7 protein-coding genes and 3 pseudogenes are annotated in these 14,276 nt (G+C 45.7%); 5 read left to right on the top strand and 5 right to left on the bottom strand.

The window, feature by feature from the left end; translation table 11 throughout:
- Positions 1–26: 26 nt before the first annotated feature.
- Entirely contained in the window at positions 27–182 is a 156-nt protein-coding gene (locus NYE53_RS09470) for a hypothetical protein (RefSeq protein WP_339248353.1), read from the bottom strand.
- A 620-nt stretch (positions 183–802) separates the two neighbouring features.
- On the opposite strand from NYE53_RS09470, the gene NYE53_RS09465 reads away from it, so the two are divergent.
- The 5 genes and pseudogenes from NYE53_RS09465 to NYE53_RS09445 form a co-directional block, all read left to right on the top strand.
- Positions 803–2,179, top strand: a complete 1,377-nt coding sequence (locus tag NYE53_RS09465) for a glycosyltransferase (RefSeq protein ID WP_336154799.1) — start codon at positions 803–805, stop codon at positions 2,177–2,179.
- Positions 2,176–3,282, top strand: a complete 1,107-nt coding sequence (locus NYE53_RS09460; protein WP_133953845.1) for a glycosyltransferase — start codon at positions 2,176–2,178, stop codon at positions 3,280–3,282. Before NYE53_RS09465 ends, NYE53_RS09460 begins: the two co-directional genes overlap by 4 nt.
- Complete coding sequence (locus NYE53_RS09455) at positions 3,269–3,976, top strand: class I SAM-dependent methyltransferase (RefSeq protein WP_339248351.1); 708 nt, start codon at positions 3,269–3,271, stop codon at positions 3,974–3,976. The genes NYE53_RS09460 and NYE53_RS09455 overlap by 14 nt, the downstream gene beginning before the upstream one ends.
- Entirely contained in the window at positions 3,973–4,647 is a 675-nt protein-coding gene (locus NYE53_RS09450) for a glycosyltransferase family protein (protein WP_339248349.1), read from the top strand. Before NYE53_RS09455 ends, NYE53_RS09450 begins: the two co-directional genes overlap by 4 nt.
- Positions 4,648–5,177: 530 nt before the next feature.
- Positions 5,178–8,651, top strand: a pseudogene (locus NYE53_RS09445) (hypothetical protein); the annotation flags it as partial.
- 1,004 nt (positions 8,652–9,655) lie between these two features.
- On the opposite strand, the pseudogene NYE53_RS09440 reads toward NYE53_RS09445, so the two are convergent.
- The 4 genes and pseudogenes from NYE53_RS09440 to NYE53_RS09425 all read right to left on the bottom strand — a co-directional run.
- Positions 9,656–12,235, bottom strand: a pseudogene (locus tag NYE53_RS09440) (NTTRR-F1 domain); the annotation flags it as partial.
- 658 nt (positions 12,236–12,893) lie between these two features.
- Positions 12,894–13,178 (bottom strand): annotated as a pseudogene (locus NYE53_RS09435) (T7SS effector LXG polymorphic toxin); the annotation flags it as partial.
- A 24-nt stretch (positions 13,179–13,202) separates the two neighbouring features.
- The gene (locus NYE53_RS09430; protein WP_339248346.1) at positions 13,203–13,691 is read right to left on the bottom strand and encodes a hypothetical protein; all 489 of its coding nucleotides are present in this window, start codon (positions 13,689–13,691) and stop codon (positions 13,203–13,205) included.
- 242 nt (positions 13,692–13,933) lie between these two features.
- On the bottom strand, positions 13,934–14,209 hold the full coding sequence (locus NYE53_RS09425; protein WP_339248344.1) for a hypothetical protein: 276 nt from the start codon (positions 14,207–14,209) through the stop codon (positions 13,934–13,936).
- Between the last annotated feature and the right edge of the window lie 67 nt (positions 14,210–14,276).

The raw sequence follows: 14,276 nt of genomic DNA, 5'->3' as shown, positions 1-14,276 counted from the left end.
TAACCATTTTAAGAATTAAACATTTCTCAAAAACAGATTTTATTTGTGGATTTACGACGTATCTCAAATAGTCTCGATAGCAATTCTTTGTTAAATTTCAGTGCCTCATAGACTAGAAGATCCATCTCTTCAATATGTTGCTCATCTAAGGACGGTTTTTCAATTTCTGATACGTCAATCAAATCTTATTTAAACTACGTTAAATGTTCTGGAAACATCATTGATGTCCATTTCATTAAATTATGTTGTCTCATTGTTTATATGTACACGATGATTCTTTCTAAAGTAGTACTCAACTAGTTTCAGTTACAAAAAACATTCTATAAATCATAATTGATCCCTTTGGTCCTACATCCACTTTGAAAGTTTGATTTAAGTTCCCTTTGCCGAAGAACAATATTAATGATTGTTAGTTAAAGTCACGAAACCTATATAAAAATTTCTATCTGACCGATATGTCGTCCTTCTCCCCTGCTATAAACGTATTAAATAAAATAATGCCCTCATCGGTATTCTCCTTTAAATAACTCCTAATTCACCATTTAATATAGAAAGAATTAAATATAACTTTCATACAAACTGGTTAAGGCAACTTATCATCCCTATTTCCCTGAATTCCCCAACCTTGTTGATCCCCTTAAGGGAAAACTAAATGTAAAACAAATTCATCGACTTTTTCTTTAAAAAACCATTCACATTTTTACGTTTAAGCAGCGTTCTCCTTTTTACAGGAAAGAATCATTCCGTCTGAACATTACGATATACATATAGTATCCGAATGATATGGCGAAGGGCGGAGGTTATGGTGAAAACGAGTATTATTGTTCTGACTTATAATCAATTAGCTTTAACAAAACAATGCTTGGAGAGCATATGGAAGCATACGAATAATGACTGTATAGAAGTAATTGTTATAGATAACGGCTCTCATGACGGTACACGTGACTACCTCAAACAGATAACTTCAATTAAGGCGATTTTTAATAAAACGAACGAAGGCTTCGCAAAAGCCTGTAATCAGGGCCTTGAAGTTGCCTCAGGGGACAATATTCTTTTTTTAAACAATGATACTGTTGTAACAAATCAATGGCTGGAGCCAATGATCAAGCTGCTTTATCAGGATGATAAAATCGGTATGGTCGGGCCTGTAAGCAATTATGTCAGCGGTCCGCAGCAAGTTCCCGTTAACTATACAAAAGTTGAAGAAATTGAAGATTTTTCTCGTCTTTACTGTCTGCAGCAGCGAGGCAGGTCAAAAGCTGTATTGAGACTGGTCGGATTTTGCCTGCTTGTCAAAAAGAAGGTGTTGGATCAAGTCGGCGGTTTTGATGAACGTTTTGTAGGCGGTTCATTTGAGGACGATGATTTAAGCCTTCGCGTACTGCAAGCGGGGTATCAGCTAAAAATCGCTCTTGATTCGTTTGTCCACCATCACGGTCATGCCACGTTTACAGGCAATCCAGATTTAAGCATCAGTCAATTATATGAAGAAAACCGGCAACGCTTCATCGATAAATGGAAGGTGGATGTAACAACATTCTTTGACTCCCAGCCCCAGCTGACAGCACTTGTGCCAGCGGAAGCCGACTCTATATTACATATCGGTTGCGGCACGGGAGCTGCGGGGACAGAGCTTTTGAACCGGCAATCCTGTTTATTGTATGGGATTGAAAAGGATGAGTTATTACAGACCATTGCAAGCCCCTATTACGAACAAGTCATTTCGGCAGATGTGGAAACATGCGACCTCCCTTACCCTAAGGCCTTTTTCGATGTCATTTTGATCGGTGACCTTTTAAACTGCTCGAAAAATCCCAGACATACAATTGAGACTCTTGCCGTTTATCTAAAGCCATCTGGCTCGCTGATTTGCAGCATCCCAAATACTGCCTATGCAGATACATTTTTCTCTTTATTATGTGGTGCATCGACGTACACACATTTCATCACACCTCGCAACGTAAATACCCTATTTCCTGAATATCTTTATGACATAAAATCCATCACCTCCCATTCCTCCGGTACTGAATTAAACATACAGCTCTTTTTACAAGAACTTCAATTCCTTGCCGGGCAATTTGGTTTGTCTATGGATCACTTGTCAAAACATGCCCATATTGATTACATGTTTGTCCATGCCATAAAGAAAAAACAGAATAAAACGGAGGTGGCGATGTGATTTCAATCAGTTTATGCATGATTGTAAAAAATGAAGAGGCTGTTATTGGCCGATGCTTAGATTCTGTGCAGGAGATAGCTGATGAGATCAATATTGTGGATACCGGGTCAGTTGACAAGACGAAAGACATTGCTGCTCGCTATACAGACAGAATCTTTGATTTTAAATGGATTGACGATTTTGCGGCAGCCCGAAATTTTTCGTTTCAGCAGGCGACATCCGACTATATCTTATGGCTTGACGCCGACGACGTGTTTACCAAGAAGGATCAAGAGCTGTTATTGGATTTAAAAAGAACGCTTGACCCGGATATAGACGCGGTCTCAATGAAATACCATTTGGCTTTTGATGAAGAAAATAACGTCACATCCAGCTTAAGGAGATACCGGCTCGTAAAACGGGAAAAGAGCTTTAAATGGATCGGCGCGGTTCATGAATACCTAGAAGTATATGGGAAACTTCACCACAGTGATGCAGCGGTTTCTCACCTGCCACTTAGCCATGACGCGGATCGCAACCTCCGAATTTATGAAAAAATGGCCTCGTCAGGAAAGGATTTTTCTCCAAGAGATTTATTTTACTATGCGAACGAGTTGTGTGATCACGGAAAAATGGAGCAAGCGATTGAGTACTATTTACGTTTTTTACAAACGAAGCAGGGATGGGTCGAGGATAATATCAGAGCGTGCAATAAATTAGCAGACTGCTATCATTCATTGGGGCTGAAGGAAAAAGAATTAAGCTGGGTGCTCCACACGCTCGTCTATGGACCTCCTAGAGCAGAAACCTGCTGCAGGCTGGGATACTCTTTTTTAGAAAAAAACGATTTTCAAAGTGCGGTCTATTGGTATGAAAAAGCAATAGAAAACAAAGGAGCAGAAAACCTGGCTTTTCAAAACCGCGCCTGCGCGACCTGGCTTCCCCACCTGCAATTAGCTGTCTGCTACGATAAACTCGGCCAGCATCAGCTTGCCTATCAGCATAATGAATCGGCATTACAATACCGCCCCCATGATTCAAGAATGCTAGCCAACAAAAAATATTTTGAAGATATTCTAAAGATGCAGAACGGCTCCGGGGGTGAACATCATGGAAATCAATAAAAATTCACTTGCCGATTCTATGAAAGAGTATGAGCTAAAAGATAAAGAGTATTACAAAGGCATCAACTGGCAGCTATTTGATCTGATAGAACCGCATGCGAAAACCATTCTTGAAGTCGGATGTGCTGAAGGTTTGTTTGGCGCAGCTGTGAAGAAAAAAACGAATTGCTCCTATTATGGGATTGAGTCTTATCTACCAGCTGCCGAAAAAGCAACACATTATATTGATGAAGTAATAACGGGAGACATTGAAACACTGAAACTACCTTTTCAAAAAAACACATTTGATCACATTATCTTCGGTGATGTTCTGGAGCACTTAATAGACCCGTGGGCAGTTTTAGGTAACATCAAGCCTTACGTAAAAGAAACAGGGAGCATCTTGGCAAGCATCCCGAATATCGGACATATCTCGATTTTCGAAAGTCTCCTGTCCGGCAAATGGACGTATATACAGGCAGGGCTGCTCGATAAAACACACTTCCGTTTTTTCACCTTGGAGGAAATGAAAAAGATGTTTCATGAAACAGGCTACAAGATCAGCCAAATCGAGCCTATTGTTTTTACGACTCATTATTATGAAAAAATGATCAGCAAACTTGCTTATGTCAGATCATGCATGGGAATTCACCATGCAGATCTTGAGGAGGAGGCCAGAGCCTATCAATATGTCATAAAGGCAGAGAAAAGATGAATCAGCATACAAACGAAAATTCAATTAGCTTCATTACATGCGTGAATGACGATACCCTTTATGATCTCTGTCTAAGACATATTCAGTCTCTTTCTGTACCGCCGCATATGAAGGTAAAATTAATCAATATCCGAGACGCAGACAGTATGGCCTCGGGCTACCAGGCGGCAATGGAGGACTCTGACTCAAAATATAAAGTGTATTTACATCAGGACACATTTATCATCAATCGTTCCTTTATTTATGATATTCTCCATGTCTTTCAGCACAATGATCAGCTTGGCATGATAGGCGTCATAGGAGGTGAAGAAGTGCCGCAAAGCGGGATTTGGTGGGAGGCTTCTAAAAAAGCCGGAAAAGTCATTGAATACCGCAGCACGTACAACTATTTATTGTTTGATGAAATTGATGAAACTGTGAAAGCAGTTCAAGCATTAGACGGTTTATTACTTGCGACTCAGTACGATGTTCCATGGCGAAAAGAGATTTTTGACGGGTGGCATTTATACGATACTTCTCAATGCTTTGAGTTTAGAAAAAAAGGATATACTATCGGCATCCCTCATCAGAAAGAGCCTTGGGTCTTACATGCATGCGGCAATGAGTTTGATACAGACCAGTATTCTTATTACCTTAAAAAATTTTTGGAGGAATATTCCGAGACATGTTAAGGTTTCAATACCACGACAAAGAAACCTACTGTTTAAAAGTAGGTTTCTTGTTTCATATGCTTGAATTTTTTTAAAAAAGTGATTTTTTAATTCTCTATTATTAAGGGAACCTAATAGCATTTATATCTAGGTTTAGTGCGCTGCTGCCACTCACATTACTTACTGTTGTGAAGATTATCCTAATATCATAAGAAGTCGTGCCTGTGACCGTTGTAGCATCTACATACGTTGTAGCAATTGGAAATCTTGACGTAATTGCAGCGTTGACATTTCTTTGGACGGAGCGTGTATCTACTAATACTCCGTTTCTATAAATTCTGGTTTGAAAAGTAAAGTTTGAGTTAGCTGTCGTTGTAACATCTACAGAAATGGCAAGGTCTAATTTTATTAATTGTCCTGCGACTGTTGGCACACTTAAAGTACCAATCGACGTTTCAGTACCGTTAATAGCAAGCGGAACGGGGCCTGCTATTTCACTGTAAAACAGCTGTGGATTTGCCCCGGTTGAACCGGTTGGTCCTGTTGGTCCTGTGGCACCTGTTACTCCCGTTGATCCGGTTGACCCAGTTACTCCCGTTGCTCCGGTTACTCCTGTCACTCCTGTTGCACCAGTTACTCCAGTTGCTCCGGTTACTCCGGTTGCTCCTGTTGATCCTGTTGCACCAGTTACTCCCGTTGCACCAGTTACTCCCGTTGCACCAGTTGCTCCGGTTGATCCAGTTGCTCCAGTTGGTCCTGTTGATCCTGTTACTCCTGTTGATCCTGTTGATCCTGTTGATCCTGTTGATCCTGTTTCTCCCGTTGCACCAGTTGGTCCGGTTACTCCCGTTGCACCAGTTGGTCCGGTTGCTCCCGTTACTCCTGTTACTCCGGTTGGACCAGTTGCTCCGGTTGATCCTGTTTCTCCCGTTGATCCTGTTACTCCTGTTGATCCGGTTGGTCCTGTATCTCCAGTTGCACCAGTTTCTCCAGTAGCTCCTGTGGCTCCAGTAACTCCTGTTGCGCCAGTTTCTCCAGTAGCTCCTGTGACTCCTGTGGCTCCAGTTTCTCCTGTTACTCCGGTTGATCCAGTTACTCCCGTTACTCCTGTTGCTCCAGTTTCTCCTGTTGGACCAGTTGGTCCTGTTGATCCTGTGGCTCCGGTTGCTCCCGTTACTCCCGTTGATCCAGTTTCTCCTGTTACTCCTGTAGCTCCGGTTACTCCGGTTACTCCTGTTGATCCTGTTGATCCTGTTGCTCCGGTTGCTCCGGTTGATCCTGTTGCGCCAGTTTCTCCAGTTGAACCAGTTGATCCGGTTGCACCTGTTACTCCTGTTACTCCGGTTGGACCGGTGTCTCCTGTTACTCCAGTAGCTCCAGTAGCTCCAGTTACTCCCGTTGCACCAGTTGCTCCGGTTGATCCAGTGGCTCCGGTTGATCCAGTGGCTCCGGTTGATCCTGTTGCGCCAGTTTCTCCAGTTGAACCAGTTGATCCGGTTGCTCCTGTTACTCCTGTTACTCCGGTTGGACCGGTGTCTCCTGTTACTCCAGTAGCTCCAGTTACTCCCGTTGCACCAGTTGCTCCGGTTGATCCTGTTGCTCCAGTTGATCCTGTTGATCCTGTTGCTCCAGTTGATCCTGTTGATCCTGTTGGTCCCGTTGCTCCTGTTGCTCCAGTTGCTCCGGTTGCTCCCGTTACTCCTGTTACTCCGGTTGCTCCCGTTACTCCTGTTACTCCGGTTGGACCAGTTGCTCCGGTTGATCCTGTTGCTCCAGTTGCTCCGGTTGCTCCTGTTTCTCCCGTTGATCCTGTTACTCCTGTTGATCCGGTTGGTCCTGTATCTCCAGTTGCACCAGTTTCTCCAGTAGCTCCTGTGGCTCCAGTAACTCCTGTTGCGCCAGTTTCTCCAGTAGCTCCTGTGACTCCTGTGGCTCCAGTTTCTCCTGTTACTCCGGTTGATCCAGTTACTCCCGTTACTCCTGTTGCTCCAGTTTCTCCTGTTGGACCAGTTGGTCCTGTTGATCCTGTGGCTCCGGTTACTCCCGTGGCTCCCGTTACTCCCGTTGATCCAGTTTCTCCTGTTGGACCAGTTGGTCCTGTTGATCCTGTGGCTCCGGTTACTCCCGTGGCTCCCGTTACTCCCGTTGATCCAGTTTCTCCTGTTACTCCTGTAGCTCCGGTTACTCCGGTTACTCCTGTTGCTCCGGTTGATCCAGTGGCTCCGGTTGCTCCTGTTGCGCCAGTTTCTCCAGTTGAACCAGTTGATCCGGTTGCTCCTGTTACTCCTGTTACTCCTGTTACTCCTGTTACTCCTGTCACTCCTGTTGCACCAGTTACTCCAGTTGCTCCGGTTACTCCTGTTACTCCGGTTGCACCTGTTACTCCTGTGGCTCCTGTGGCTCCTGTGGCTCCTGTGGCTCCTGTGGCTCCGGTTGCTCCGGTTGCTCCCGTTACTCCTGTTACTCCGGTTGGACCAGTTGCTCCGGTTGATCCTGTTTCTCCCGTTGATCCTGTTACTCCTGTTGATCCGGTTGGTCCTGTATCTCCAGTTGCACCAGTTTCTCCAGTAGCTCCTGTGGCTCCAGTAACTCCTGTTGCGCCAGTTTCTCCAGTAGCTCCTGTGACTCCTGTGGCTCCAGTTTCTCCTGTTACTCCGGTTGATCCAGTTACTCCCGTTACTCCTGTTGCTCCAGTTTCTCCTGTTGGACCAGTTGGTCCTGTTGATCCTGTGGCTCCGGTTGCTCCCGTTACTCCCGTTGATCCAGTTTCTCCTGTTACTCCTGTAGCTCCGGTTACTCCGGTTACTCCTGTTGATCCTGTTGATCCTGTTGCTCCGGTTGCTCCGGTTGATCCTGTTGCGCCAGTTTCTCCAGTTGAACCAGTTGATCCGGTTGCACCTGTTACTCCTGTTACTCCGGTTGGACCGGTGTCTCCTGTTACTCCAGTAGCTCCAGTAGCTCCAGTTACTCCCGTTGCACCAGTTGCTCCGGTTGATCCAGTGGCTCCGGTTGATCCAGTGGCTCCGGTTGATCCTGTTGCGCCAGTTTCTCCAGTTGAACCAGTTGCTCCGGTTGCACCTGTTACTCCTGTTACTCCGGTTGGACCGGTGTCTCCTGTTACTCCAGTAGCTCCAGTAGCTCCAGTTACTCCCGTTGCACCAGTTGCTCCGGTTGATCCTGTTGCTCCAGTTGATCCTGTTGATCCTGTTGATCCAGTTGATCCTGTTGATCCTGTTGGTCCCGTTGCTCCTGTTGCTCCAGTTGCTCCGGTTGCTCCCGTTACTCCTGTTACTCCGGTTGCTCCCGTTACTCCTGTTACTCCGGTTGGACCAGTTGCTCCGGTTGATCCTGTTGCTCCAGTTGCTCCGGTTGCTCCTGTTTCTCCCGTTGATCCTGTTACTCCTGTTGATCCGGTTGGTCCTGTATCTCCAGTTGCACCAGTTTCTCCAGTAGCTCCTGTGGCTCCAGTAGCTCCTGTGACTCCTGTGGCTCCAGTTTCTCCTGTTACTCCGGTTGATCCAGTTACTCCCGTTACTCCTGTTGCTCCAGTTTCTCCTGTTGGACCAGTTGGTCCTGTTGATCCTGTGGCTCCGGTTACTCCCGTGGCTCCCGTTACTCCCGTTGATCCAGTTTCTCCTGTTGGACCAGTTGGTCCTGTTGATCCTGTGGCTCCGGTTACTCCCGTGGCTCCCGTTACTCCCGTTGATCCAGTTTCTCCTGTTACTCCTGTAGCTCCGGTTACTCCGGTTACTCCTGTTGCTCCGGTTGATCCAGTGGCTCCGGTTGCTCCTGTTGCGCCAGTTTCTCCAGTTGAACCAGTTGATCCGGTTGCTCCTGTTACTCCTGTTACTCCTGTTACTCCTGTTACTCCTGTCACTCCTGTTGCACCAGTTACTCCAGTTGCTCCGGTTACTCCTGTTACTCCGGTTGCACCTGTTACTCCTGTGGCTCCTGTGGCTCCTGTGGCTCCTGTGGCTCCGGTTGATCCGGTTGCTCCAGTTTCTCCTGTTGGACCAGTTGGTCCTGTTGCTCCTGTTGATCCTGTTACTCCCGTTGATCCTGTTGATCCTGTTACTCCAGTTGCACCAGTTGGTCCGGTTGCTCCTGTGGCTCCCGTTACTCCTGTTACTCCTGTTACTCCGGTTGCTCCGGTTGATCCGGTTGCTCCAGTTACTCCCGTTGCACCAGTTGGTCCTGTTACTCCAGTGGCTCCGGTTACTCCAGTTGCTCCAGTTGGTCCTGTTGCACCAGTGGCTCCGGTTGATCCGGTTGCTCCAGTTTCTCCTGTTGGACCAGTTGGTCCTGTTGATCCTGTTACTCCCGTTGCACCAGTTGATCCTGTTGATCCTGTTACTCCTGTAGCTCCGGTTACTCCAGTTGCTCCAGTTGGTCCGGTTGCTCCAGTTTCTCCAGTTACTCCCGTTGCACCAGTTGGTCCTGTTACTCCAGTGGCTCCGGTTACTCCAGTTGCTCCGGTTGATCCGGTTGCTCCAGTTTCTCCTGTTGGACCAGTTGGTCCTGTTGATCCTGTTACTCCCGTTGCACCAGTGGCTCCTGTTGATCCTGTTACTCCTGTAGCTCCGGTTACTCCAGTTGCTCCAGTTGGTCCGGTTGCTCCAGTTTCTCCTGTTACTCCGGTTGGACCGGTGTCTCCTGTTACTCCTGTAGCTCCAGTTTCTCCTATTACTCCTGTGGCTCCAGTTTCTCCTGTTACTCCTGTTACTCCAGTTGATCCAGTTGCTCCGGTTGATCCTGTTGCACCAGTTACTCCCGTTGCACCAGTTGGTCCGGTTGCTCCAGTTTCTCCAGTTGGACCAGTTGGTCCGGTTGCACCTGTTACACCTGTTACTCCAGTTGATCCTGTTACACCTGTTACTCCTGTGGCTCCTGTTGCACCAGTTACTCCGGTTGATCCTGTAGCTCCAGTTTCTCCTATTACTCCTGTGGCTCCAGTTTCTCCTGTTACTCCTGTTACTCCAGTTACTCCAGTTGCTCCAGTTGCTCCGGTTGATCCTGTTGCACCAGTTACTCCCGTTGCACCAGTTGGTCCGGTTGCTCCAGTTGGACCAGTTGGTCCTGTTGCACCTGTTACTCCTGTTACTCCTGTTACTCCTGTTACTCCAGTTGATCCTGTTGCACCTGTTACTCCTGTTACTCCTGTTACTCCTGTTACTCCTGTTACTCCTGTAGCTCCTGTTACTCCTGTAGCTCCAGTTGCTCCGGTTGATCCTGTTTCTCCCGTTACTCCTGTGGCTCCAGTTTCTCCTGTTACTCCTGTTACTCCAGTTGCTCCAGTTGCTCCGGTTGATCCTGTTGCACCAGTTACTCCCGTTGCACCAGTTGGTCCGGTTGCTCCTGTTGATCCTGTTACTCCCGTTGCACCAGTTGCTCCTGTAGCTCCGGTTACTCCTGTTGATCCTGTTGATCCTGTTACTCCCGTTGCTCCAGTTACTCCCGTTGCACCAGTTACTCCCGTTGCACCAGTTACTCCCGTTGCACCAGTTGGTCCGGTTGCTCCAGTGGCTCCGGTTACTCCCGTTGCTCCTGTTACTCCCGTTGCACCAGTTGGTCCGGTTGCTCCAGTGGCTCCGGTTACTCCCGTTGCTCCTGTTTCTCCTGTGACTCCTGTAGCTCCTGTTTCTCCTGTTACTCCTGTAGCTCCTGTTTCTCCTGTGACTCCTGTAGCTCCGGTTACTCCCGTTGCTCCTGTTTCTCCGGTGACTCCTGTAGCTCCGGTTACTCCCGTTGCACCAGTTGCTCCGGTTGATCCTGTTTCTCCCGTTACTCCGGTTGCGCCTGTTGCTCCCGTTGGTCCTGTTGCGCCTGTTGCTCCGGTTGATCCTGTTGATCCCGTTGCACCAGTTGCTCCAGTTGCTCCTGTTACTCCTGTAGCTCCAGTTTCTCCTGTTACTCCTGTTACTCCGGTTACTCCAGTTGCTCCAGTTGCTCCGGTTGATCCTGTTGCACCAGTTACTCCCGTTGCACCAGTTGGTCCGGTTGCTCCTGTTGATCCTGTTACTCCCGTTGCTCCTGTTGATCCTGTTGCTCCTGTTGATCCTGTTACTCCTGTAGCTCCGGTTACTCCTGTTGCTCCTGTTGATCCTGTTACTCCCGTTGCACCAGTTACTCCCGTTGCACCAGTTACTCCCGTTGCACCAGTTGGTCCGGTTGCTCCAGTTTCTCCAGTTGGACCAGTTGGTCCGGTTGCTCCTGTTACACCTGTTACTCCAGTTGATCCTGTTACACCTGTTACTCCTGTGGCTCCTGTTGCACCAGTTACTCCTGTTGATCCTGTTGATCCTGTTGATCCTGTTGGTCCCGTTGCTCCTGTTGATCCGGTTGATCCCGTTACTCCGGTTGCACCAGTTGCCCCTGTTACTCCCGTTACTCCTGTTGCGCCTGTTGCTCCCGTTGGTCCGGTTGCTCCAGTTTCTCCAGTTGGACCAGTTGGTCCGGTTGCACCTGTTACACCTGTTACTCCAGTTGCTCCTGTTTCTCCGGTTGCTCCTGTTGATCCTGTTTCTCCGGTTGGACCGGTGTCTCCTGTTACTCCCGTTGCACCAGTTGGTCCGGTTGCTCCTGTTTCTCCTGTTACTCCGGTTGGACCGGTGTCTCCTGTTACTCCCGTTGCACCAGTTGGTCCGGTTGCTCCTGTTTCTCCTGTTACTCCCGTTGCTCCTGTTGATCCTGTTACTCCCGTTACTCCAGTTGCTCCGGTTGATCCTGTTGCACCAGTTACTCCCGTTGCACCAGTTGGTCCGGTTGCTCCTGTTTCTCCTGTTACTCCCGTTGCTCCTGTTGATCCGGTTACTCCCGTTGCACCAGTTGGTCCGGTTACTCCCGTTGCACCAGTTGGTCCGGTTACTCCCGTTGCACCAGTTGGTCCGGTTACTCCCGTTGCACCAGTTGGTCCGGTTAAACCTGGTAATCCAGTGGCTCCAGTTGCTCCTGTTACTCCTGTTGCACCAGTTACTCCAGTTGCTCCAGTTGCTCCTGTTACTCCTGTGGCTCCTGTTGCCCCTGTTACTCCAGTTGCTCCAGTTGCTCCTGTTACTCCTGTGGCTCCTGTTGCCCCTGTTACTCCAGTTGCACCTGTTGTTCCTGTTACTCCTGTTGGACCGGTTGCTCCTGTTGGTCCAGTCGGTCCAATTCCCCCAGCAGACTCTATTAAAGAAACATCATCAATTAGAACAGACCCAAAAGTAGTTTTACTTATTACCACTACTGCGTTTACTGCTTCAGCGGGGGTTTCAATTGTTCTATATATTTCATTCCATGTATTAAATGAGACATTTGGCAAATTTCCGGAAGCAATGATAATTTCCTGTCCGCCTTCAATCTCTTCGCCTTCACTGTTAACAAATAAAATTTGTATAGTTACTTGGGGACTGGAATTGTTTCCAATTCTCCCAAGCGAAACGATGAATATCAGAGATTGTCCAGAAACGACAGGCACGATCTGCCCTAAAAAAGCATACGGCTGGTTACTGAAAAACTGTGCGGAATATCTTCCAGAATGGGCAAAAGTATTAATAACGGACGTATTTGCAGAAGCCCAGCCCGTCAGATTGCCTGTTTCAAAACCTCCATTTACAATCACATCATTCACTCAACTTCATTCCCTGCCTTTTTGAATAGTTCCAGCTATTATATGCAGGAAAAATGCCATCGGTCTTTCACTTCGCTAGCTGAAATAAAAAAAGATGAATGCCCTGAATCACTTTTTCTCCCAGACACTGTAAAGACCGGTACATGGAACCTGAAAAGAAGAAGCAGTAAATTAGCTTCTTAGACGGCCGAGAGAATGAAGTTTGGACTTGATTTAAAGACAGAAAAAGCTTTTGGGGAATTTGCAATGAGATTGAGGATTTTACATATCCTAGATTGAGAAGCGGACGCTAATGAAGAAGTTTTATCAGACTAAGAAAGAGCAACTCAAAGTCACAAAAACGTTTTATAATAGCTGCTGGCAAGGGTACCAACAGCTTAGATATCGTGGTTCTTTCCCCTATTAAACGGGGCATTAATGTATATCACCTACTACAAAACAACAATGACTATGCAGTGCAAAGGTTTTTCTCTCTGGATTATCAAATGGATATAATTTTAAGTATAGACATAGTTATCACTAAACCTGAAAACAAATACTTAAATATTCATTTGGATTTCTAAATCTATTGCAAGCGTTTTGGAGCCTGATAGCCTTTTAAAATATTTCAATTCCTTTGACCAATTCACTTTTTTATCCTCTAAGATATTTATTCAATGATGTTATTCAGAATGTCTTTCATCGTTTTCTTTTGTTCAGACATAATGAATTTTGATTTTGTGTAATCGTTAGCCAGCTCATGTTTTAAAAATGACTCTTCTATGTAAGCATCTTACATCTTTGCATCTACAAGTTTGCAGAAATGATGCTTAAGAAAGCAATTTCCATGAATGCCGGCATGATCATGATAAAATGCTTTAATGTTGTCTGCTCCCTTCCCAGAAAACTCGCTGTCACCCAAGAGCTAATTCTTAAACGCTTTTCTTAGCTTCATCAGTTGATTGAAAGCCCTTTGCGGCTTTCTTTTTTATTTCTCGAATTGTTTGTCATTGAGTAAAAATATTAGCGTCTCTTCAATTTCTTTTTCTAAGTCATTATTATTTAAATCGAATAATGTTCCATAACCTGTACCCTTATATCCACCGTAGTAATACCACAAATCCATTGTGATACAGTCTAATTCTTCATCACAGACTATTGCAGGTTGATAGTAATTAATTGCTATTTGTGAACGGTACTCTTTTTCAAAACATCTCTCAGCTGTAAAATCATTTAGCACATCTCCATCTATGTCTCTACAAATTTTGATGCTAAGGTTTGGTTTACCCTGTGCTTCAAAAACATCTATATACTTATTCTGCAGCTTTTTCGATACTACTTCCCCCTGGCTCTCCAACTCAAATATCATTTGTTTTAATTCTAGATTAAAATCCTTTTCTGGAATCTGTATATAACCCTCATCGAGTGGGCTTTGATTTTTCTGTTTCTTGAGTAATTGACTTAAAGCTTTCCACACAGTGTTGTCCTCCTATGATAGCTTCTTTAGACGTGCCTCTATGAAAATGGTCATTTAGTGATCAGCTTCACGGAATGCCTCAGCAAATGTTTCAATTCCGGTATCCTAGAAACATGGCGTTCGATAATCATGCCCACGGAAGTCCCAGCTGTGTGGACCAGTTGCAAGCATAAACATCATTACTGACCTTGTCAAAGGGATACTAAATAAAAAAAGAACCTTTTTTACCATTGGCTTACTTTTTAAAATTTATAAATTATTATTATATTGAACAGTGTTGGTATGATGTATACAAGACCAGTTCCAAGTAGACCTATTATTGAACTAATAATTAATAATATGCTGAAGACTATTTTATTATTTGTCTGGATTGAAGCAAACATGGTTATAATTCCTGCCAAAGCACCTAAAAACCATAAGTTCCCCAAAGTGTAAGAGTCATCTATAACCGCAAACAGTTGAGCCAGTACAGAAAAAACCACTCCTAATCCCCCGGAGAAGATAGTCAATTTTTTCATAGAAATCTCCTTTTTGAAAATTGATTTAGATTTCATCGTAATTATTGATTTATTTGGTTATGATGTC

It is taken from the genome of Bacillus sp. FSL R5-0523 (assembly GCF_037975295.1).
Lineage (GTDB): Bacteria > Bacillota > Bacilli > Bacillales > Bacillaceae > Bacillus > Bacillus subtilis.
Note: the sequence above shows the minus strand (reverse complement) of the source record. Positions and strands in the feature narration are given on the sequence as shown.